This is a genomic window from Hymenobacter terrigena, from assembly GCF_054776515.1.
In genome coordinates this window covers 390,041-410,884 of the sequence record NZ_BAAHBU010000003.1, presented here as the reverse complement: position 1 = coordinate 410,884, position 20,844 = coordinate 390,041, and the positions used below count along the sequence as shown (strand labels likewise).

The 20,844-nt window shown below is 58.4% G+C and carries 18 protein-coding genes; 13 read left to right on the top strand and 5 right to left on the bottom strand.

Features of this window, described 5'->3' with window-relative positions; genetic code table 11:
• Positions 1-111 precede the first annotated feature (111 nt).
• The 4 genes from ACYU7Q_RS14910 to ACYU7Q_RS14895 all read left to right on the top strand — a co-directional run bounded on the left by ACYU7Q_RS14910 (position 112) and on the right by ACYU7Q_RS14895 (position 6,041).
• Complete coding sequence (locus tag ACYU7Q_RS14910) at positions 112-2,256, top strand: S9 family peptidase (protein WP_460610231.1); 2,145 nt, start codon at positions 112-114, stop codon at positions 2,254-2,256.
• 105 nt (positions 2,257-2,361) lie between these two features.
• On the top strand, positions 2,362-3,930 hold the full coding sequence (locus ACYU7Q_RS14905) for an acyl-CoA carboxylase subunit beta (RefSeq protein ID WP_460610230.1): 1,569 nt from the start codon (positions 2,362-2,364) through the stop codon (positions 3,928-3,930).
• A gap of 122 nt (positions 3,931-4,052) precedes the next feature.
• On the top strand, positions 4,053-5,123 hold the full coding sequence (locus ACYU7Q_RS14900) for a M42 family metallopeptidase (protein WP_460610229.1): 1,071 nt from the start codon (positions 4,053-4,055) through the stop codon (positions 5,121-5,123).
• Between the two features lie 108 nt (positions 5,124-5,231).
• Positions 5,232-6,041 (top strand): ABC transporter substrate-binding protein, encoded by an 810-nt coding sequence (locus tag ACYU7Q_RS14895; protein ID WP_460610228.1) that lies wholly within the window; start codon positions 5,232-5,234, stop codon positions 6,039-6,041.
• Here the strand turns inward: ACYU7Q_RS14895 and ACYU7Q_RS14890 are convergent.
• The gene (locus ACYU7Q_RS14890) at positions 6,025-7,266 is read right to left on the bottom strand and encodes a 3-phosphoshikimate 1-carboxyvinyltransferase (protein ID WP_460610227.1); all 1,242 of its coding nucleotides are present in this window, start codon (positions 7,264-7,266) and stop codon (positions 6,025-6,027) included. The genes ACYU7Q_RS14895 and ACYU7Q_RS14890 overlap by 17 nt on opposite strands.
• Positions 7,267-7,372: 106 nt before the next feature.
• Positions 7,373-8,419: a 3-dehydroquinate synthase gene (aroB, locus tag ACYU7Q_RS14885; RefSeq protein ID WP_460610226.1), complete on the bottom strand. Its 1,047-nt coding sequence runs from the start codon at positions 8,417-8,419 to the stop codon at positions 7,373-7,375.
• A gap of 254 nt (positions 8,420-8,673) precedes the next feature.
• On the opposite strand from aroB, the gene ACYU7Q_RS14880 reads away from it, so the two are divergent.
• Positions 8,674-8,997 (top strand): hypothetical protein, encoded by a 324-nt coding sequence (locus ACYU7Q_RS14880; RefSeq protein ID WP_460610225.1) that lies wholly within the window; start codon positions 8,674-8,676, stop codon positions 8,995-8,997.
• Between the two features lie 47 nt (positions 8,998-9,044).
• Positions 9,045-9,470 (top strand): hypothetical protein, encoded by a 426-nt coding sequence (locus tag ACYU7Q_RS14875; protein WP_460610224.1) that lies wholly within the window; start codon positions 9,045-9,047, stop codon positions 9,468-9,470.
• A gap of 10 nt (positions 9,471-9,480) precedes the next feature.
• Here ACYU7Q_RS14875 and ACYU7Q_RS14870 read toward each other — a convergent pair whose 3' ends face one another.
• On the bottom strand, positions 9,481-10,608 hold the full coding sequence (locus ACYU7Q_RS14870; protein WP_460610223.1) for a chorismate mutase: 1,128 nt from the start codon (positions 10,606-10,608) through the stop codon (positions 9,481-9,483).
• Positions 10,609-10,756: 148 nt separating this feature from the next.
• Between ACYU7Q_RS14870 and ACYU7Q_RS14865 the strand changes: the two genes are divergently transcribed.
• The 6 genes from ACYU7Q_RS14865 (at position 10,757) to lysS (ending at position 19,137) form a co-directional block, all read left to right on the top strand.
• Positions 10,757-11,956 (top strand): proline dehydrogenase family protein, encoded by a 1,200-nt coding sequence (locus tag ACYU7Q_RS14865; protein ID WP_460610222.1) that lies wholly within the window; start codon positions 10,757-10,759, stop codon positions 11,954-11,956.
• A 225-nt stretch (positions 11,957-12,181) separates the two neighbouring features.
• Positions 12,182-12,550, top strand: coding sequence for a hypothetical protein (locus ACYU7Q_RS14860; RefSeq protein ID WP_460610221.1), 369 nt, complete (start codon positions 12,182-12,184; stop codon positions 12,548-12,550).
• Between the two features lie 203 nt (positions 12,551-12,753).
• A complete protein-coding gene (locus ACYU7Q_RS14855; RefSeq protein WP_460610220.1) occupies positions 12,754-13,605 on the top strand; it encodes a hypothetical protein in 852 nt (283 codons plus the stop codon).
• Positions 13,606-13,847: 242 nt separating this feature from the next.
• On the top strand, positions 13,848-16,013 hold the full coding sequence (locus ACYU7Q_RS14850) for a carboxy terminal-processing peptidase (protein WP_460610219.1): 2,166 nt from the start codon (positions 13,848-13,850) through the stop codon (positions 16,011-16,013).
• Between the two features lie 262 nt (positions 16,014-16,275).
• On the top strand, positions 16,276-17,364 hold the full coding sequence (locus ACYU7Q_RS14845) for a hypothetical protein (RefSeq protein ID WP_460610218.1): 1,089 nt from the start codon (positions 16,276-16,278) through the stop codon (positions 17,362-17,364).
• A 222-nt stretch (positions 17,365-17,586) separates the two neighbouring features.
• On the top strand, positions 17,587-19,137 hold the full coding sequence (lysS, locus tag ACYU7Q_RS14840) for a lysine--tRNA ligase (protein ID WP_460610217.1): 1,551 nt from the start codon (positions 17,587-17,589) through the stop codon (positions 19,135-19,137).
• 280 nt (positions 19,138-19,417) lie between these two features.
• On the opposite strand, the gene ACYU7Q_RS14835 is transcribed toward lysS, so the two are convergent.
• Both ACYU7Q_RS14835 and ACYU7Q_RS14830 read right to left on the bottom strand, forming a co-directional pair.
• Positions 19,418-19,780 (bottom strand): YtxH domain-containing protein, encoded by a 363-nt coding sequence (locus ACYU7Q_RS14835; protein WP_460610216.1) that lies wholly within the window; start codon positions 19,778-19,780, stop codon positions 19,418-19,420.
• Positions 19,781-19,905: 125 nt separating this feature from the next.
• Positions 19,906-20,343 carry a CsbD family protein gene (locus ACYU7Q_RS14830; protein WP_198066835.1) on the bottom strand — a complete coding sequence of 146 codons (438 nt, stop codon included), beginning with the start codon at positions 20,341-20,343 and terminating at the stop codon, positions 19,906-19,908.
• A 248-nt stretch (positions 20,344-20,591) separates the two neighbouring features.
• Here ACYU7Q_RS14830 and ACYU7Q_RS14825 point away from each other — a divergent pair, with 248 nt between their 5' ends.
• Positions 20,592-20,843, top strand: a complete 252-nt coding sequence (locus ACYU7Q_RS14825; protein ID WP_460610215.1) for a Kazal-type serine protease inhibitor family protein — start codon at positions 20,592-20,594, stop codon at positions 20,841-20,843.
• Position 20,844 lies beyond the last annotated feature (1 nt).

Sequence of the window (20,844 nt, the reverse complement as noted above, 5' to 3'; positions counted from 1 at the left end):
AAAAAGGCCGGCCCCTGAAAAGGAGCCGGCCTTTTTTGCTATCCACCTATTACCTTGCATCTTGATTTCAAGCGCTATTGTTGAAATTTTGGCAGCCTTACACCCTTCTTCATGAATTTTCTGCAAAAAGCAGCCCTCGCCGGGGCTGGCGCGGCCATTACCAGCGGCGCAATGGCACAGCCGGCTCCGGTGGCTCCTATTAAGCCCAAGGTGTTTACTGATTTCGGCATTACCCGCACCGATAACTACTACTGGCTGAACCAGCCTACCGACCCGGCCGTCATCAAATACCTAGAGGCAGAGAACGGCTACTACGACCAGCAAATGGCCGGGGCCAAGGAAAACCAGAAGAAGCTGGCCCAGGAAATCAAAAACCGCATCAAGCAGGAAGACGCCTCGGAGCCGTACCGCGACAACGGCTACTACTACTATTCGCGCTACGAGTTTGCGTCGGAATACCCGGTGTACTGCCGCAAGAAAGGCAGCGTCATCAACCCGGAGGAAATCCTGCTGAACGGCGATGAGATGGGCACCGGCCAAGCCTATTTCCAGATTGGCGACTGGGCCGTGAGCGACAACAACCAACTGCTGGCCTTCTCGGTGGATACCGTGAGCCGCCGCCTCTACACGTTGCGCTTCAAAAACCTCGCTACCGGCAAGAATTACCCCGAGCGGATTGCCAATACCGGCGGTGAAGTAGTGTGGGCCGCCGATAACAAGACGGTTTTCTACACCAAAAAGAACGTGACCACGCTCCTACCCTACCAGGTGTACCGGCACGTGTTGGGCACCGACCCCAAGACCGACGCGCTGGTGTATGAGGAACGCGACAACACGTTCAACGTGCACGTAAACCGTTCGAAATCCCGCAAATACATTGGCATTGAGTTGGTCAGCTCGTTGTCGTCGGAGTACCGCTACGTGGAAGCCAATGCGCCCACCGAGCAGCCCAAAGTATTTGCGCGCCGCGAGAAAGACCACCTTTACCAGGTGGAGCATCTAGGCGATAAATTCTATATCCGCACCAACTGGCAGGCCCCAAACTACCGCCTGATGACCACGCCCGTGGCCACCACCGGCAAAACCAACTGGACCGATGCCCTGACCCGCCACCCCGAAATCTTCCTCGACAATTTCGAGCTGTTCAAGGATTACATCGTGCTGAATGAGCGCAAGGGTGGCCTGCGCCAACTGCGCGTGGTGAGCATGAAGGATAAGCAGGAGCATTACCTGCAATTTGAAGAGCCGGCCTACACCGCTACCATCGGCGTGAACCGCGAGATGGACACGCCTGTACTGCGCTACAACTACACCTCGCTCACCACGCCGCCGTCCATTTTTGAGTACGACATGGGCACGCGCACCAGCACGCTGCTGAAGGAGCAGCCGGTGCTGGGCAACTACAACAAATTCGATTACGTGACGGAGCGCGTGTTCGTAAAATCGCGCGATAACAAGTTCATACCCATGTCCATCGTGTACAAGAAGGGCACGAAGCTGGACGGAAGCGCGCCGCTGCTACAATACGCCTACGGCTCCTACGGCTTCTCGCAGGACCCTACTTTCAGCGCCGCCCGGCTGAGCTTGCTGAACCGGGGCTTCGTATACGCGCTGTGCAACATCCGCGGCGGCCAGGAAATGGGGCGGCAGTGGTTCGAGGACGGTCGGATGCTGCACAAAATCAATAGTTTCAACGATTTTATCGACTGCTCCGAATACCTGACCAAGCCCCATGATGCCACCGTCGGCAGCGCCAAAGTCAAGCAGCAGTTTACCTCGCCCGCCACGCTTTTTGCGATGGGCGGCAGCGCCGGCGGCCTCCTCATGGGCGCGGTGCTGAACATGCGGCCGGACCTCTACAAAGGTGTTATCGCGGCCGTGCCATTCGTGGACGTGGTCACGACGATGTCGGACCCCAGCATCCCGCTCACTACCAGCGAGTACGACCAGTGGGGCAACCCTGCCGAGGAGGAGTATTTCAGGTACATGCTTTCCTATTCGCCCTACGACAACGTGAAGCGCCAGGCCTACCCGAATATCCTCGTTACCACGGGCCTGCACGACTCGCAGGTACAGTATTTCGAACCGGCCAAGTGGGTAGCCAAGCTGCGTGCCATGAAAACCGACAAGAACCTGCTGCTGCTGCACACCGACATGGCCGCCGGCCACGGCGGAGCTTCCGGCCGTTTCAAGTCGATTGACGACACGGCGCGGCAGTATGCATTTATGCTGATGTTGCTAGGCAAAAACCTGTAAGAAAGCGCTACGGCGCATTCCTGTTGCGCCGTAATCTACCCGTAACCTCTACCTTTGGCCTCCTATTCCCGCGCACCCATCCCACCCGCGCGCTAACCCCTACTCATGCCCGACCCGCACGCCCACGCCCACCTTTCCAAAACCGAACTGCTGGCCCGCAAAAACGAAGAAGCCCTCCTTGGGGGCGGCCAGGCCCGCATCGACGCTCAACATAAAAAAGGCAAGCTCACCGCCCGCGAACGGGTTGATTTGCTGATGGACGAAGGCTCGTTCGAGGAAATCGGCAAGTTTGTGATGCACCGCTCCAAGGACTTTGGCCTGGATAAGGAACACTACCTCGGCGATGGCGTGATAACGGGCTACGGCACCGTAAACGGCCGCCTGGTGTACGTTTTTTCGCAGGATTTCACGGTTTTCGGTGGCTCGCTGAGCGAAACGCACGCCGAGAAAATCGTAAAAATCATGGACCTGGCCATGAAAAACGGCGCCCCCGTAATTGGCCTGAACGACTCGGGCGGAGCCCGGATTCAGGAAGGCGTGGTCAGCCTCGGCGGCTACGCCGACATCTTCTATAAGAATACCCTGGCCTCGGGCGTGGTGCCGCAGCTATCGGCCATTATGGGCCCGTGCGCGGGCGGTGCGGTGTACTCGCCAGCCATCACCGACTTCATTTTGATGGTGGAGCACACGAGCTATATGTTCGTGACCGGCCCCAACGTGGTAAAAACTGTGACCCACGAGGAAGTAACCAGCGAGGAGCTGGGCGGAGCCAGCACCCACTCGGCCAAAAGCGGCGTCACGCATTTCTCGTGCGCCAATGAAGTGGTGGCCATTAACCACATCAAGCAGCTGCTGAGCTACATGCCCCAGAACTGCGAGGAAACTGCCCCAAATCAGCCCTACGAGGCCAGCGGCGACGAAAGCCGCCCTGCCCTCGACCGCATTGTCCCCGAAAATGCCAACCAGCCCTATGACATCCGCGAAGTAATTGAGGGCATTATCGATACGGACTCTTTCCTCGAAGTGCACCAAAACTTCGCCGAGAACATTGTGGTCGGCTTTGCGCGGCTGGCGGGCCGCAGCATCGGCATCGTGGGCAACCAGCCCGCCGTGCTGGCCGGCGTCCTCGACATCAACGCCAGCACCAAGGCAGCCCGTTTCGTACGCTTCTGCGATGCTTTCAACATTCCGCTGCTGGTGCTGGAAGACGTGCCCGGCTTCCTGCCCGGCACCGACCAGGAGTGGCGCGGCATCATCACCAACGGTGCCAAGCTGCTCTACGCTTTCTGCGAAGCCACCGTGCCGCGCATCACCGTCATCACTCGCAAAGCTTACGGCGGCGCTTACGATGTGATGAATTCCAAGCACATCGGGGCCGATATGAACTATGCCTGGCCCACGGCCGAAATCGCGGTGATGGGTGCCAAGGGCGCGGCCGAAATCATCTTCAAGCGCGAAATCGCCCAGGCTGCTGACCCAGAAGCCAAACTCCAAGAAAAGGTGGACGAGTACCAGGAGAAATTCGCCACGCCCTACCGCGCCGCCCACCGCGGCTTCGTGGATGAGGTGATTCTGCCCTCACAGACGCGCCAGAAGCTGATTCGCGCCTTCAAGATGCTGGAAAACAAAGTGGATACCATGCCACGTAAGAAGCATGGAAATATCCCGCTGTAAACCCGCTTGTCATTCCGAGCATCGCGAGGAATCTGAGCCATTCTAATTATTTTATTACCTCCGGTATCGCAGGTAGTCTATCTATCCAGACTCCTCACTGCGTTCGGAATGACAGTTCCATCATGCGTCCCGAATCCCTGACCTTTCTTCAGAACTATCTCAATAATCCCTCTCCTACCGGCTTCGAGAAAGAAGGCCAGCAGCTGTGGCTGGAATACATCAAGCCCTACATCGACGAGTATTTCGTGGATACCTATGGCACGGTGGTGGGCGTGATTAACCCCGAAGCGAAGTACAAAGTCGTTATCGAAGCCCACGCCGACGAGATTTCCTACTTCGTGAACTACATCACGAAGGAAGGCTACCTCTACCTGCGCCGCAACGGCGGTTCCGACCCACTGGTAGCTCCCAGCAAGCGCGTCAATATTTTTGGCGAAAAGGGCATCGTGAAGGGCATTTTTGGCTGGCCCGCTATTCATGTGCGCAAGGTGGAGCAGGACAAGGCGCCGACCATCGAAACCGTGTTTCTGGACTGCGGCGCGAGTAGTGCCGATGAGGTGGCCGAAATGGGCATCCACGTGGGCTCGGTGGTGACGTTTGAGGACGAGTTTACGGTGCTGAACGACAAGTTTTACGTGGGCCGCGCGCTCGATAACCGCGTGGGCGGCTTCATGATTGCCGAGGTGGCCCGCATGCTGAAGGAGAACAACAAGACGCTGCCCTTCGGCCTCTACATCGTGAATGCCGTGCAGGAAGAAATTGGCCTGCGTGGGGCCGAAATGGTGGCCCACCGCATCAACCCCGACGTGGCCATCATCACCGACGTGACGCACGACAGCCAGTCGCCGATGTACGAGAAAAAGACGGCCGGCGACATTTCCTGCGGCAAAGGCCCGGTCATTACCTACGGCCCGGCGGTGCAAAACAACCTGCGCGACCTCATCATCGACACGGCCAAGCTGGCGGATATTCCCTTCCAGCGCGCTGCCGCCACCCGCGCCACCGGCACCGATACCGATGCTTTCGCCTACTCTGGCTCGGGCGTGGCTTCGGCGCTGATTTCGCTGCCCCTCAAGTACATGCATACCACGGTAGAAACCGTGCACCGCGATGATGTGGAAAGCGTGACCCGCCTGATTTACGAGACGCTGCTGCGCATTGAGGACGGCCACGATTTCCGCTATTTTAAGTAAGCCTCTTCTCTATTTGTCATCCTGAGTGCAACGAAGGACCTTATCACGGCTGAGCAGCTTGCCTCACCGTCATAAGGTCCTTCGCCTTTGGCAGGCCGGCGTTTTCTCATGGAATTACCTCTTATTCCTTCCCTCCCACTCAATGTAACCGACCAGATGGGCCGGCGGGTGGCGGTGCCGTTTCCGCCGCAGCGCATTGTGTCACTGGTGCCGTCGCAAACGGAATTACTCTTTGATTTGGGACTAGGTGAAAAAGTGGTGGGCGTAACCAAATTCTGCCTTCACCCGGCGGAGGCACGCACAAAAGCCACGGTAATCGGCGGCACGAAGAATTTTGATTTCGATAAAATAGCGACGCTCAAACCCGATTTAATTATCGGGAATAAGGAAGAAAATTATCAGGATGGAATTGAGCAATTAGCCGCCAAATACCCGGTCTGGCTGAGCGACATCAGCAATTTACCGGAAGCGCTGGAGATGATTCGGCGCGTCGGTTTCATCGCCGGCGCGAAGGAAAGCGCCTCTGAGCTGGCTACTGAGATTGAAGCCTCTTTCGCTACTCTAGCAGCTGCTACTAATGAAGAAACACCCGTTTCGGCAGCTTACTTTATTTGGCGCAAACCTTACATGGTGGCCGCTACGGGCACTTTCATTGACGACATGCTGCGCCGGGCAGGCTTCGCCAATGCCTTCGCCGGACTAAGTCGTTACCCGGAAATCAGTGCTGCACAGTTGGCCACGGTGGCCCCGCAGCGCATCCTCCTCTCGTCGGAGCCCTACCCTTTTGCGGAAAAGCATTTCGCCGAATTTCAGCAAATCTGCCCAACGGCAAAAGTCGAAATCGTTGACGGCGAATTATTCAGCTGGTACGGCAGTCGCCTGCTGAAATCGGCGGCGTATTTCAGTCAGCTTCGCTAACGGCAAAACCGCTTTTTGCCAATTCCTTCCAGAATTGCGGGTAGGACTTTCGCACCACCGTGGGCGACTCGATGGTGAGCGGGCCACGCAGGGCCAGCGGCGCGAAGGCCATCGCCATGCGGTGGTCGTGGTAGGTGGCCACCGATTGATTATTGACAGAGAAACCCGTTGACTCGGCCCGGAAACGGCCTTCGCCCAAATCGCGCAGGTCGCCGCCGAACTTGGCCAGCTCGGTTTGCAGCGCCGCAATGCGGTCGGTTTCCTTGATGCGTAGGCTTTCGAGGCCGGTCATGTCCACCGGGCGGGCCAGGGCCGCCGCCACTACGGCCACGGTCTGGGCCAGGTCGGGGCAATCGGTGAAATCGAGGGTCTGGATTGCGGCCTGGGGCGCGAGGAGAACCTGGCGCAGGTGCACGCCATCGGGCAGGAAAGTGGTTTCTACCCCGAATTGCGTCATCATGCCGGCAATGGCCTGGTCGCCCTGCAACGACTCCTGGCGTAGGCCGGGCAGCGTGATTTCGGAACCGGCCGGAGCCAGCGCCACAAACGCATACCAATAGCTGGCCGCCGACCAGTCCGACTCAATCGTGTAATCGGTAGGCTGATAAGCACCGGGGCGCACCGACAGCACGTCGCCCTCGGCCGAATAGTTGGCGCCAAAGCGCTGCATCAGCGCCACCGTCATGTTGATGTAGGGGCGCGAGCCGATGTGGCCGGTGAGCGTGAGGCGCAGGCCGCCGGGCAGGCGCGGTCCCACCATCAGCAGGGCCGAGATGTACTGGCTGCTGATGTCGCCGCGCACGGCTAACTCGGTGGGCTTTGTCGTTTCATTGGCCGTGAAGCCGGCTATTTCCAGCGGCGGGTAGCCGTCGTTGTTCAGGTAGTTGATGCTGGCCCCGGCCTGTCGCAAAGCATCGACCAGCACCTTAATGGGCCGCTCCTGCATCCGGGCAGTGCCGGTGAGGCGGCCGCGCCAGTTCGTGACGGCCAGGTAGGCTGTGAGGAAGCGCATAACGGTGCCGGCATCTTCGGCGCTCAGTTCAGCGGTGCCGGGCGCGGCGGCCAGCAGGCGCATCATCAGCTGCGTATCGTTGGCATCGGAAAGGTTGCTGAGCGTGCCGCCGCCGGCCAGGGCTTGGAGGATAAGGGCGCGGTTGGCTTCGCTTTTGGAAGCCGGAAGTTGAGCGGTGCCGCGCAGCGGGCCGCCGGGCCAGGATAGGTGCATATGCTTGTAGCGCCCGCTTTCGCTTGCGCCGTAATGAAGGCGCTTTCACTGCAAGCGCATTAGAAATAAATTGTGTCGGGGCGCAAGCGAAAGCGGGCGCTACAGGCTAGGCTTGCAATCGGTGATAGTAGCGGAGCGATTCCGCGATTTCGGCTACCGTTACAGGCTGGTCATACACGCCGTGGCCGATGCCGCTGAGCAGCGTACACTTAATGGTAGCACCCGCATTTTTCTTATCCTGGAGCGCAAATTCGGCGATGGCGTTGGTTTCCAGTGTCACAAAATCCAGCTTAGTGAACACCGAAAACACGAAGGTTTCGATTTTGTCCAGTTCCTGCGCGCTCATCAGGCCGTGCTGCACCGAGAGCCAGCTTTCGCAGACGATGCCGGCGGCCACGGCTTCGCCGTGCAGGGCTTCGCGGCCGGGCTGGGTGAGCAGGTAGCTTTCGAGGGCGTGGCCCACGGTGTGGCCGAAGTTGAGCAGCTTGCGCGGGCCGGCTTCGAGCGGGTCCTCGGCCACGATGCGCTGCTTGAGGGCGACTGATTCGCGAATGATGCTGGTCCAGTCGTCCGTCAGCCAGCCCAGGCGGCGGTTGGTATTAAAGGCTTCGGCGTCGGCAATGAGCCAGTGCTTGACAACTTCGGCGTAGCCCGATTTAAGTTGGCGCGGGTCGAGCGTTTCGAGAAACTTCGGCTCAATAAATACCCCGGCCGGCTCCTGAAACACGCCCAACTGGTTTTTATAACCCTGAAAATCGACGCCTGTTTTGCCGCCCACGCTGGCGTCTACCTGCGCCAATAATGTGGTGGGCACCTGCGCAAATCGGATTCCGCGCTTGTAGAGCGCGGCCGCAAAACCGCCCAAATCCGTAATCACGCCGCCGCCCAGGTTCACGAGCACGGCGTGGCGGTCGGCGCGCTGCTCGGTGAGTTCGCACCACACGGTGTCGCAGCTAGCCAGCGTTTTATATTCTTCGCCGGCGGGTATTTCGATGAGCTTATAGTCGGCCGGCAGGTGGTGTTCGAGCAGCGGCAGGCAGAGGCGGGCCGTGTTGCTGTCGGCCAGCACAAACACGCGGCTCACGGCGGGGCGGTGCAGCAGTTCGGCCAGGGCGGGCAGGGCCTGCGGGCCAATGATGACGGAATTATCCATGGGGCAAAAGTCGGTACAAAAAATTGCGGGGCGGCTACGGCCCGTGCAACTCTGGCGGCTACCGGCCGGTCAAGCCAATATCAGCGGGGTACTTTCTTTTCCACCTTGTTCCGTTTCACCATGCGCTTCGTTACTTCTGTTCTCGTTCCGCTGCTATTGGTTGGCTTGGGCGCCTGCCACAAAGAGGAGCTTTCGCCCAAGGAAAATCCGACGGCTTCGGCCGAGGAGGCTTCGCAATCCCTGCTCGTTGGCCGGTGGGAACTGGTGGCCAGCAGCGGAGGAATTGCCGGTGGCCGGCCGACCCCGCCCACAAACAGGAGATTGTTTTCAGGCCCGCTGGCCAGGCGCAATTACTGCTGAATGGCACCGTAACCAGCACCGTAACCAGCACCGTAACCAGCACCGTGCACTATGCGCTGAGCACCGCGCCCGTCATCACGGGCGGCAATGGCGTGCTCATCACCCTCACGCCAACCGCAGATTTTAGCGGCACCGCCATATATCAGCTCAGCGGTACGGACCTCGTCCTAAGCCAGAATATGTACGACGGATTCAGCTTCCATTTCGTCCGCCGCTAGTCATTCGATTTTTTCAACAGGTCACCTGCGTTCCACGTCGCTCTATTATGAAACGTCTCGCCTTCTTTTTGCTGGTGATAAGCCCCAGCTTCAGCAGCTGCAAAAAAGACTCCGACCCTCAGGCCGATGCCGGGCTTATCGGCACCTGGCGCCTGGTGGGCCGCCAGTGCTATTGCGTCGCCACGCCCTTGCCCAATGAAACGCTGACATTTACCGCTACCACGTTTTCTTTCAATCGTTTCGGCCCTCAACCAGTGCCGGCCCCGGGCCTTTTTACGAATGGCACCTATCAGCCCGCCGCCGTAACACTGTGCGGCCTTCCTAACGCAAGCGCGGGCCTGCGCTTCACCGATGCGGTGGCCAATATCGGGCCGCGCGATGCCCAATTCAAGCTGCAAGCCGATACGCTGGTGCTGGACTACGGCAGTCCCTGCGATGCTCCGCGCGACACCTACGTGCGCGCCCAGCCGTAGCCTGAGCCCCCTATAGCCCCGGCCCGAGGTGCGCAACACCGTCCACTTGCGGGCGGCCGTTGAGCACCTCCGTCTGCTTGCGGATGCTTTCAAGGTGAATGAGCTTGTACAGCTCCGCCACGAATTTGTCGTTCACGTTCAGCTTGCCGGCCCAATCGGTGCGGGTGCGGAAGATTTCCTGCCAGCGGTCGAATTGCAGGATTTTCACGTTGTTTTCCTTCTTGTATTCGGCCAACTCCTCCACCAGGGCCATGCGGCGGGCCAGGGCTTCCACAATTTCGCGGTCGGCCACGTCCATTTTCTGGCGCAGCTCCTCGGCTTTATTCAGGTAATCAGCGTTGTTGCTGGAGCGGTAGCGGTATTTTAATTCATTCAGAATTTCGCCCAGGCGCTGGGGCGTCACCTGTTGCTCGGCGTCGCTTAGGGCATTGTCGGGGTCGGGGTGAGTTTCGATGATGAGGCCATCGTAGTCCAAATCGAGGGCCTTTTGGGCGATGGGCAGCAGCAAATCGCGCCGCCCGCCAATGTGGCTGGGGTCGCAGATGAGCGGGATGTGCGGAAACCGTGTTTTCAGCTCAATGGGCAAAATCCAGGTGGGCGCGTTGCGGTAGCGACTGGGCGCAAACGTGCTGAATCCCCGATGAATAGCCGCTAAGTCCCTGATTCCGGCCCGTTCCATGCGCTCCAGCGCGCCGGCCCAGAGGGCCACGTCGGGGTTCACGGGGTTTTTCACCATCACGGGCACGCCGGTGCCGGCCAGGGCATCGGCCAGTTCCTGCACTGCGAAGGGGTTGACGGTGGTGCGCGCCCCAATCCATAAAACGTCGATGCCGTGCTGAAGGGCTTCTTCTACGTGGCGCGGCGTGGCTACTTCAATGGCCGTCGGGATGCCGGTTTCGGCCTTCACGCGCTGCAGCCAGGGCAGCGCCACCGCCCCCATCCCCTCAAATGAGCCCGGCCGGGTGCGCGGCTTCCAGATGCCGGCCCGGAACAAATCAATCTTCCCCAACGCTTTCAGGCCGTGGGCGGTGGCCATCACCTGCTCTTCGGTTTCGGCCGAGCACGGCCCGGCAATCAATAACGGTTGGCCTTTCTGGGCCAGCAAGCGGGTGAAATACGTATCGGTATCAGGTAACATTCTGCGAAAGGGACAAATAATAACCAGCAGCCAATCAGCCGCCGAAAAGCCCGGCAAACGTAACTCGTTTCCCCGAAACGTTGTTTAGTTTCTACCTTCGCGCCCCGTTCCCACCCTGCCCAATTCCCACGCTTATAAGTTGCAGCTTATGTCCATTGCCCCCCCCACCCAAGCCCCGCCCGTTTCCTTCGAAGACACCCGCGTGGCCTTCGCGTCCAAGTCTGATGCCCAGCTGCGCAAGGTGTACGCCCTGTTTGCGGCCATGAACAACGGCAGGCTTGTAAAAACCGGCAGCGGCCTCATGAAAGCAGCTTTGAAGTGGCACCTGCCCGGCACCAAGTTCCTCATCAAGCACAGCATTTTTGAGCAGTTCTGCGGTGGCGAAACCATTGAAGAATGCCGCCCCGTGACCGCTGAGCTGGGCAAATACAACATCGGCACCATCCTCGACTACTCGGTGGAAGGCGAAGGCAGCGACCAGAGCTACGACCGCACCCGCGACGAAATTCTGGCCACCATCGACGAGGCCCACCGCTCCAGCCACATCCCTTTTTCGGTGTTCAAAGTAACGGGTGTGGCCAATGTGGCTATTCTCGAAAAAATCCAGGCCGGCCAGCTCCTCACCCCTGCCGAGGAAACCGCCCACGCCCGCGCCGTGGCCCGCGTGGAAGCCCTATGCGCCCGCGCCCATCAGCACGGTGTACGCCTGTTTGTCGATGCCGAGGAAAGCTGGTTTCAGCACACCATCGACCTGCTGACTTACGACATGATGGCCAAGTACAACCGCGAGAAGGCCATTGTGTGGAATACGTACCAGCTCTACCGGCGCGACCGCCTCGAAGCGCTGCAGGCCGCCCACGACCACGCCGCCGAGGCCGGCTACTACATGGGCGCCAAGCTGGTGCGCGGGGCCTATATGGAAAAAGAAGCCCGCGTGGCCAAACAGCGCGGCTACCAGAACCCCATCAACCCCACCAAGCAGGCCACCGACGACCTCTACGACGAGGCCCTGCGCTACTGCATCGACCACATCGACCGCATCAGCATCTGCGCCGGCACGCACAACGAGGCCAGCTCGCTACTGCTCACCCAGCTCATGCAGCAGGCAAACATTGCTCCCAACGACCCGCGTGTGTGGTTTGCCCAGCTATATGGCATGAGCGATAACCTCACCTACAACCTCGCCAACGCCGGCTACAACACCGCCAAGTACCTGCCCTACGGCCCCGTGGCCGCCGTGATGCCCTACCTGCTGCGCCGCGCCGACGAAAATACGGCCATTGCCGGCCAAAGCAGCCGTGAATTTTTGCTCATCCAAAAAGAAATTCGCCGCCGTCAGGGGCAATAATTATGTACGAGCCAAGCCATTATTTTACACCCAAAACGGCATTGAAATGGCGCTGGTCCGGCATTCTGCCGGCTCGAAATAAAATTTAGGAACGATTGTGGTTAGGGACGAAGCCGCAGGGCCGAAAATTACTGGTGACGCCGCAGCCAAGAGGTTGCGTTCGGTAGTTAAAAATCACTAATTTTCAGCCCCCAAAACGGTTTTTTGTTCACTTGTAACCCTGCCATGATTGGTCGCATCCGCACGTATTTGATTCGCTATTCCCGGCTGCAAACCGGTACCGTGAGCTACCTCACGCTGGTGCAGGAAGCCGAATTGGGGCTTAATTTGGAGATTTCACACGAAAAATCCCGGCTCAATGAAATGCTGGCCGAAATCTCCACCACTGAGTACGAAGCCGGCCGCCCGCCCCTGAGCGCACTGGTGAAAGTACAGGGCTCGAAAGGCCAGGGCGACAACTTTTACAAGCTCTGCGAGAAGATGGGAATGGGCGAATGGCGCAGCCTCAAACAGGACGAGGATTTCCTAAAAAACCTTATCCGCGAATGCCGGGCCTTTTGGCGAGACGAGGAAAATTTTCAGAAATTTTCCTAAGTTTCTTTAAAAAGAATTTATGCGACAGCGCGTTCACCGTGAGCAACTTGCCAGGTGAATGCGCTGTTTTTTATTTAGTGCTAGTAGTATAGAAAGCAGAAGGAATAGAATTCGGGCCTATCGTAACCCCTGCGAACGTGGCCCCGTTGAAGGGACATATTCCAGCCGCTATGACTGGATTTTCACTCTCATTTTCCCTTCCCATGAATACCAACGATTCGAACAACCCGCAAAACACTGGCACCGGCGCAGGCTCTAACTACGGCACCCAAAACACGGGTACCGGCATGGGCAACAGCACTGGCCTCAGCAACGAAGGCACTTCTTACAATGCGGGCACCGGTTCTACTTCGGGCACGGGCGTTTCTTCTTCTTCGGGAGCCAGTGTCTCCAACAACGTTGACGGCGATGATTTCAGCGCCACTGCTAAAGGTGCTGCTGTAGCCGGCACTGCCGGGGCCGTAGTAGGCCGCGCCATCGATGGCGTGCAGAACACGGCCGACAGCGCCGCCCACGCCGTGACTGGCGAGCCTTACCGCGATGGCAGCACGATGAGCGGCATGTTCCGCGACCGGAGCAGCGCCGAGAAAGCCTACAGTGCCCTGCATTCGCGCGGCTACGGCAAAGACGATGTGAATCTGCTCATGTCGGACGAAACCCGCAAAACTCACTTTGGTGACGACACCGCGCATTCCGACCTCGGCGATAAGGCCATGGAAGGTGCCGGCGTAGGCTCGGCCATTGGTGGCACGGCTGGTGCTATCATCGGTGCCATTGCCGCCATCGGTACTTCGGTAGCCCTGCCCGGCCTGGGCCTGATTATTGCCGGCCCGCTGGCCGCTGCCTTGGCTGGCGCTGGCGCCGGTGGCCTCACGGGTGGCCTGGTAGGCGCCCTGGTAGGCTCGGGCATCCCCGAGGAGCACGCTGCTGAGTACGAAAGCGGCATCAAGAACGGCGGTATCGTGATGGGCGTGAAGCCCCGCAACGCCGAGGATGCCAAGTACTTCGAAGAGGAGTTCCGCCGCAACAACGGCGACAAGATTTACAATTACTAGTCTCGTCACAGGTTCCGGCCTGTTAGTCATCAAAAAAGCCTTTCCCGTCTGGGAAAGGCTTTTTTATTGCAACCTTCGGTTAGTTTAGACAGTTTGTAGACTAATAGTTGCTCATCGGCAGCCATTTACAGACCCGGGCACTTATTTCCCCCGCATAGGCGTTTTTGCGGCAGGGATTGAGGGCTCGCGTTGCCTGGCAGTCTCCGTATATTTGATTTTCATACCGTTTTTTCTTTTTGCAGATGTCATTTCCCCGCTTGAAGGTCGGGCTGTACGCTTTTTTGGTGGCAGCTGTGTTTGTTCTGGCTTCGTACCGGTTGTTCCGCCGGGCCGACTCGGCGGCACCGAGTAAGGACCAGGTGCTGATTGGCACCATGTTGCAGGGCTTATCGGCGGCCCATTACCAGCCCGAAAAAGTGGACGACGCCTTTTCCAAACGCGTGTTCGACCTGTACCTCAAGCACCTCGACTACCGCAAGCAGTTCTTGCTGGCCAGCGATGTGGACCAGTTGCGCCGCTACCAGACGCAGATTGACGACGAGGTGAAAAACGGCACGCACGAGTTCCTCGACCTCAGCACCAAGCTGATGGCCGAGCGCACCAAGGAAATGCAGAGCTTATACCGCGAGATTCTGGCCAAGCCGTTTGACTTCACGGTGGACGAAACCTTCCAGACCGATTTCGAGAAAGCCCCCTTCCCCGCCGACAAGGCAGCCCAGCGCGAGTTGTGGCGCAAGCTGCTGAAGTACGAAACCTTGAGCCGCGTTTCGGAAATGATGGAGGCCCAGGACAAGGCCAAGCAAGCCCAGCCCAGCGGCGCCACCGCCGCGCCCGCTGCTGCCGACGCCTCGGCTCCTACTGCCGCCGAGCCCGTGCGCACGCCCGCCCAGATGGAAGCCGAAGCCCGCAAGCGCGTGCTGAAGTATTACGACGACCAGTTCGACGAACTCAACGACGTTGATGCCAATGAGCGGCTGGCGACCTTCGCTAATACCATCGCCAATACCTACGACCCGCACACCGAGTACTTTGCTCCCAAAGCCAAGGAAGATTTCGACTACGAAATGACCGGCCGCTTTGAAGGCATTGGCGCTACACTACGCGAGAAGGACGGCCTGATTTATATCGAGGAAATCATGCCGGGTTCGGCATCTGCTCGTCAGGGCGATTTGAAAAAGGGCGACGCTATTCTGCGCGTGGCGCAGGGCGCGGCCGAACCGGTAAGCATTGAGGGCTGGCACACGACCAAAGCCGTGACCTTGATTCGGGGCAAAAAAGGCTCGGAAGTACGCCTGACGGTGAAAAAGCCCGACGGCAGCACCAAGATTATTCCGATTATCCGCGACATCGTGGTGGTGGAAGACAAGTATGCGCAGTCGTCGATTATTACGGACAAAGGCCAGAAAATTGGCTACCTGCGCCTGCCCGGCTTCTATGCCGACTTCAACGACAACGGCGGCCGTAGCTCATCGGATGACGTGAAGAAGGAACTGGCCAAGCTGAACGCTGAAGGCGTGAAAGGCATCGTAATGGACCTGCGCTTCAACGGTGGCGGCTCATTGAGCGACGCGGTTTCGATGGCTGGCCTGTTTATGCCCAGCGGCCCCATGGTGCAGGTGCGTGATGGCCAGGGCCACACCCAAGTCCTGACCGACAACGACCCCCGCGTGCAGTACAGCGGTCCGCTGGTATTGCTGGTGAACAAGTACAGCGCCTCGGCTTCCGAGATTCTGGCTGCTGCTATTCAGGACTACCACCGCGGCGTGATTATGGGCTCGACCAGCACGTACGGCAAGGGCACGGTGCAGCGCATCTTCGACCTTGATGAGGCTTTGCCTTCGGAGTTGAACAACGTGAAGCCCATTGGCTCGCTCAAACTCACGACCCAGAAATTCTACCGCGTGAACGGCGGCTCAACCCAGTTCAAAGGTGTGGCCTCCGACATCGTGGTACCGGACTTGTATTCGTACCTCGATGAAGGTGAGAAGGAATCGGACTACCCCTTGAAATGGGACGAAATTCAGCCCGCCCGCTACCGCACCTGGGACGCTGCGCCGTCGCTCGACAAGCTCCGCGCCAGCAGCAAAGCCCGCATAGCCACCAACCCTAGCTTTAAGGTGATGGATGAGATGGTGAAGAGCATGCGCAAGCGCAAGGACGAAACCACGGTTTCGCTTAAGCTAAGCGCCTACCGCGCCGAGCAGCAGGAGTCGAAAGCCATTTCGGACCGTTACGAGGCCGCCCAAAAAACCAACACCGCTCTGGCTTTCTCACCGCTGACCGCCGATGTACGTGCCGTGGGCGGTGATACGGTGAAGGTGAACCGGGCCGCCCGCTTTACCAAGAGCCTGAAGAAGGACATTACCATCGGCGAAGCCGTAGCGGTGATTCAGGACGAGATAAAATAGTTTCTGCTAATGAAACTGCTCTTCCGCTTCTAACAGTAGGATTGCAATTGAAAAGCCCCCGCTTCAGTCGAAGCGGGGGCTTTTTTTGGACCTTGTAGCAGCTGGTCAACCCTATTAGTAAATCACCTATAAAACCCGCGTCCGTCAAACCTAACTATTCAACTATAACCAACTGATTATCAATACTTATTTCTTTAGTAAAATTTGTCAAAAAAATTAGCAATAAGGCAACTAAAAACCTGCCGATTGCTGTTTACCTGGCATGACTACTCAAGAGGAAACCCGCATCATCCCGCTCAACCCGTCGGTAGCTGCTATCGCCGATGAGCAACAGCAGAAGCTAGCTGATGAAACCTGGCGCAAATCCATCCCAGCGCAGGTTTTCCTCAACTACTTCTTCGCTATCAACTATCATATTCAGGAAAACGACGACGCCCTCGGGGGCTTGCAAACCCTGCCGTTTTTCCGCAGTCACTCGGCCGAGCTGAACGACGCCGACGTGGCGGCGCTTACCAAGATGCTGCACACCAGCTGGAGCACCGAGTACGCGCTGCGCGCCACGGCCGAGCTCGGCGACGAGAACTTCCTGCGCAATGCCCTGCACTGGACGTTCCCGCAGGCGTACCACGCCATTTGGTCGGGCTTGCAGGCATTTTTGTATACCACCGGCGTTCGCTCGAACAACGGCCAGCTGATGCGCCGCGAAGTAGGCCGCCTGGTGGTGAAGAATGCCTACCCGCGCCCGGTGTCGTTCTACGCGGCCGGCGCTTATGGCGACTTCAGCATTCACCGCTTGCCGCTGGCGGGCTATAAGGCCGGGCTGCACATTGCCAGCAAAGAGATTGACGCCCAGGCTCAAGTGGGCCAGTTCCTGCGCACTACGCGCAAGATGAAGGCGCAGTGGACCCGCGCGCAAGTGCAGGCCAACCCCAACACCGCCATTCGCAGCCAGAAAACCGGTCGCCCGTTGGATAAGTGGACGGCTTCGCACTGGCAGCAGATTACCTGGCGCTTGGGCTATACTACTATTTTCGACTTGCTGGGCCGCCTGCGCATTTCGCAAACCAGCCGCGAGATTGAGCGCTACGTGGAGGCCGATATTGACTTCCGCCTCTTCCACGCCTCGCTGCTCAACATTGTGAGCTACCTCAACGGCGTGCACGAAACCTACGTGGCCAAGGCTCTGGGCCTGGAACGCTACCGCCAGCTGGTGGCCGAGCTGCCGCTGCATTTGCAGGCTGGCTTTGTGCAGGAGCGGTTGCGCACCCGCGTCGAGCCAGTGCTGGCCCCCACGCCACCGAGTGCTCCGGCCCTCAACGCCGAGGCTCCGCAGTACCGCATGGCTGCCTAATCGCGACCACGGATTTTTCCGATTATTGGGATTTTGTGAATAGAAAGCCGCTCCGGTTTCGGAGCGGCTTTTTTCATACCGTACTTTTGTAGTTCACTTTTTACTTACCGCGCCGCACTTGCGTTGGCAAGCTGACTGATTCGCAGATTAAATCGTCCACAAAATCCGTGGAATCCGAGCAATCTGAAGGTCGGCGCAGCCAATCCGTGGTTCAGATTATTTATGCAACACCTCAGCGAACAAGAAATCCTGCGCCGTCAGAAACTCGAAGAACTGGAAAAGCTGGGCATTGAAGCGTACCCGTCGGCTCTGGTGGACGTGACGTTTTACGCCAAGGAAATTCACGACAACTACCACCCCGAACTGAATAACTTCCAGGACGTGACGCTGGCCGGGCGGCTGATGTCGTCGCGGGTGATGGGCAAAGCCTCGTTCGCCGAGCTGATGGATACCACGGGCCGCATTCAGCTCTACATCAACCGGGACGAAATCTGCCCCGGCGAGGACAAGACGCTGTACAACGTGGTGTTCAAGAAGCTGCTCGATTTGGGCGACTTTATCAGCGTGAAAGGCCACGTATTCAAGACGCAGGTGGGCGAAACTTCGGTGCACGTCACGGAGCTAAAACTGCTTTCGAAAGCCCTGCGCCCGCTGCCCGTAGTGAAAACGCACAAAGACGAAGCCACCGGCGAGGTAACCACTTACGACGCCTTCACCGACCCCGAGCAGCGCTACCGCCAGCGCTACGTGGACCTGGCCGTGAACCCGCAGGTGCGCGACACCTTCATCAAACGCACGCAGCTGGTGCAGTCGATGCGCAATTTCTTGAACGACAAGGGCTACCTGGAGGTAGAAACCCCGATTCTGCAGCCGCTGTACGGCGGGGCCGCAGCACGGCCCTTCACCACGCACCACAACACGCTGGACATGACGCTGTACCTGCGCATTGCCAACGAGCTGTACCTCAAGCGTCTAATTGTGGGCGGGTTTGATGGCGTGTACGAGTTCAGCAAGGACTTCCGCAACGAAGGCATGTCGCGCTTCCACAACCCCGAGTTCACCCAGATGGAGCTCTACGTGGCCTACAAGGACTACGCCTGGATGATGGACCTGGTGGAGGAAATGGTGGAGCGCGTGGCGCTGGCCCTGCACGGCAAAACCGAAGTGCAGGTGGGCAAAAACGTCATCAACTTCCAGCGGCCGTGGCAGCGCTACACCATGTTTGAGGCCATTGAGAAGTATACCGGCAAAGCCATCAGTGAGATGGACGAAGAGGCCCTGCGCGCCACCGCCCAGGAGCTGAACGTGCACGTGGACCCCAGCATGGGCAAGTCTAAACTCATCGATGAGATTTTTGGGGAGCACGTGGAGCCCAAGCTCATTCAGCCCACGTTCATCACGGATTACCCGGTGGAAATGTCGCCGCTGGCTAAGAAGCACCGCGACCGGCCCGGCCTGGTGGAGCGTTTTGAGGCCGTGTGCAACGGCAAGGAAATCTGCAACGCTTTCTCGGAGCTCAACGACCCCATCGACCAGCGTCAGCGCTTCGAGGACCAGCTGGAACTGGGCAAGCGCGGCGACTCCGAGGCCATGGTGCTCGACGAGGACTTCCTGCGCGCCATAGAATACGGCATGCCGCCCACGGCTGGCCTGGGTATCGGCATCGACCGCCTGAGCATGATTATGACCAACTCGCCCTCGATTCAGGACGTGCTGTTTTTCCCGCAGATGAAGCCGGAAAACGTGCAGAAAGAAAAGCACGAGGAGAAGTAAGCCCGAAACGGCCTAAAATCGGAAAAGCCCCGCACGAAATGTCGTGCGGGGCTTTTCTTTTACAACCTCCCTACCCTTCAAACCGCTTTTCTTGACAGAAATTTGCGATGGAACGTCTGATTTTACTACCGGATTGTTTAACCAATTCCGATAGAAGCTCTTACGGCCGGCAATTTTACTGACAATATTTTCGGCCTTCTTTCAAGGCGATTGTAAGGAGTTTTACGCAATGTAGCGCACTGGGTTACAGCAACGGAGAGAAAATTTTCGGCGGCAGCTACTACATGTTGGGTTGATGGCGGGTATCGTCGCCAAAACCGTCGTAATCGGGGTTATCCTCATTGTGGGTGTGGGCCGTGGAGGGTGTGCCGGTGCCGAGGCCTTGCAGGAGGCGGTCGGCGGCTTCCTTGTCTTCGCTCACGGCAGCGTCGGGGTTGGTGTGGCCCGGGGCGGCCTGGCCCTGCACTTTGGCCAGGGTATCGGTGGCCAGCTTGCTCAGGTCGCCGGCCCATTTAGCGGCCGACTTCCGCAGGTTGGAGCGGGTATCGTCGCCGGTTTCGGGGGCCAGCAGCAAGCCGGCCACAATGCCGGCAGTAGCGCCGGCGATGAGCGAGAAAATGACTTTGCCTTTATCGTCTTTCATGGGTTTGCAGGAAAATGGAAGAATTTGATTATTCGCTAACGGGAAAGCGGCCCGGCTGGTTGGGGCCACAAAAAAGCCCCGCACCTTGCGGCGCGGGGCTTTAAATAATCTAGCTGAAAGCCAGATTACATGTCATTCAGCATTTTCGTGATTTCGGCTTTGCCTTTGCCGAGCTTGTCCTGCAGTTTGCCAACCAGCTCGTCGCCTTTGCCTTCGGCATAGGTCAGGTCCTCATCGGTGAGCTGGGCGTACTGCTGCTTCAGCTTGCCTTTGATGTCGTCCCAGTTGCCTTTGATTTTCAGGCTGCTGCCGGGCAGGGTCACGCCCATGTCTTCCAGCTTGCCGGCATATTCTTTGAATTTAGCTTCGAGGTCGGAACCCAGCTTGGTGGCTTGCTCGCCGAGCTGGCCACTGTATTTGGAGGCCACGCCTTTCCAGTTTTCGCGGGTGGCCGAACCTTTATCGGGAGCCAGCAGCATGCCTGCAATAATGCCAGCACCGGCACCGGCGAGAGCAGCTAAAAGGATTTTACCAGCGTTGTTATCTTCTTCGTGGTACGACATGGTGTAAGGTAATGAAGGGTGAATGGGGTTGAAAGTTCGAGTAGAGCAGTGCGGGGCCGCATTTGAAACCAGTGGTTCAGTTTGCGGCGGCATTTGGTTCTGGCTGACTATACGAAAGGCTCCGCTAGGGGTTGAGCTTGGCGGCAAATTTTCCTGCGGACATCCGGATTCCTCGATATCTGGGTTTACGGGACGGCCTAAATCCCGGGAGGCGCTGTAGCTTCGCCCCTCTCCTACTTTCTGGCACCATGAAAAAGTATTGGATTTGGGGTGTGGGCCTGCTGCTGAGCGCGGCTTCCTGCCAGCGCCACGCCGTGCCCACGGCCACCACCGCCGACTGCATCGATTCAAGTAAAATCAATCCGCAGGGCATTTGCACCATGGAATACAAGCCCGTGTGCGGCTGCGACGGCAAGACCTACGCCAACCTGTGCGCGGCCACCAACGCGGGCGTGCGAACCACCACGCCCGGCCCCTGCCCCACGGCCCCGGCCAAGTAAC

Bases quoted from the DNA above. Each gene is read 5' to 3' on its own strand.
- ACYU7Q_RS14875 (WP_460610224.1), top strand. From the start codon at position 9,045: ATGAAACGTCTCGCCTTCTTTTTGCTGGTGATAAGCCCCAGCTTCAGC.
- ACYU7Q_RS14845 (WP_460610218.1), top strand. From the start codon at position 16,276: ATGACTACTCAAGAGGAAACCCGCATCATCCCGCTCAACCCGTCGGTA.
- lysS (WP_460610217.1), top strand. From the start codon at position 17,587: ATGCAACACCTCAGCGAACAAGAAATCCTGCGCCGTCAGAAACTCGAA.
- ACYU7Q_RS14900 (WP_460610229.1), top strand. From the start codon at position 4,053: ATGCGTCCCGAATCCCTGACCTTTCTTCAGAACTATCTCAATAATCCC.
- ACYU7Q_RS14910 (WP_460610231.1), top strand. From the start codon at position 112: ATGAATTTTCTGCAAAAAGCAGCCCTCGCCGGGGCTGGCGCGGCCATT.
- ACYU7Q_RS14870 (WP_460610223.1), bottom strand. From the start codon at position 10,608: ATGTTACCTGATACCGATACGTATTTCACCCGCTTGCTGGCCCAGAAA.
- ACYU7Q_RS14860 (WP_460610221.1), top strand. From the start codon at position 12,182: ATGATTGGTCGCATCCGCACGTATTTGATTCGCTATTCCCGGCTGCAA.
- ACYU7Q_RS14905 (WP_460610230.1), top strand. From the start codon at position 2,362: ATGCCCGACCCGCACGCCCACGCCCACCTTTCCAAAACCGAACTGCTG.
- ACYU7Q_RS14865 (WP_460610222.1), top strand. From the start codon at position 10,757: ATGTCCATTGCCCCCCCCACCCAAGCCCCGCCCGTTTCCTTCGAAGAC.
- ACYU7Q_RS14890 (WP_460610227.1), bottom strand. From the start codon at position 7,266: ATGCACCTATCCTGGCCCGGCGGCCCGCTGCGCGGCACCGCTCAACTT.
- aroB (WP_460610226.1), bottom strand. From the start codon at position 8,419: ATGGATAATTCCGTCATCATTGGCCCGCAGGCCCTGCCCGCCCTGGCC.
- ACYU7Q_RS14830 (WP_198066835.1), bottom strand. From the start codon at position 20,343: ATGTCGTACCACGAAGAAGATAACAACGCTGGTAAAATCCTTTTAGCT.
- ACYU7Q_RS14855 (WP_460610220.1), top strand. From the start codon at position 12,754: ATGAATACCAACGATTCGAACAACCCGCAAAACACTGGCACCGGCGCA.
- ACYU7Q_RS14825 (WP_460610215.1), top strand. From the start codon at position 20,592: ATGAAAAAGTATTGGATTTGGGGTGTGGGCCTGCTGCTGAGCGCGGCT.
- ACYU7Q_RS14850 (WP_460610219.1), top strand. From the start codon at position 13,848: ATGTCATTTCCCCGCTTGAAGGTCGGGCTGTACGCTTTTTTGGTGGCA.
- ACYU7Q_RS14895 (WP_460610228.1), top strand. From the start codon at position 5,232: ATGGAATTACCTCTTATTCCTTCCCTCCCACTCAATGTAACCGACCAG.
- ACYU7Q_RS14835 (WP_460610216.1), bottom strand. From the start codon at position 19,780: ATGAAAGACGATAAAGGCAAAGTCATTTTCTCGCTCATCGCCGGCGCT.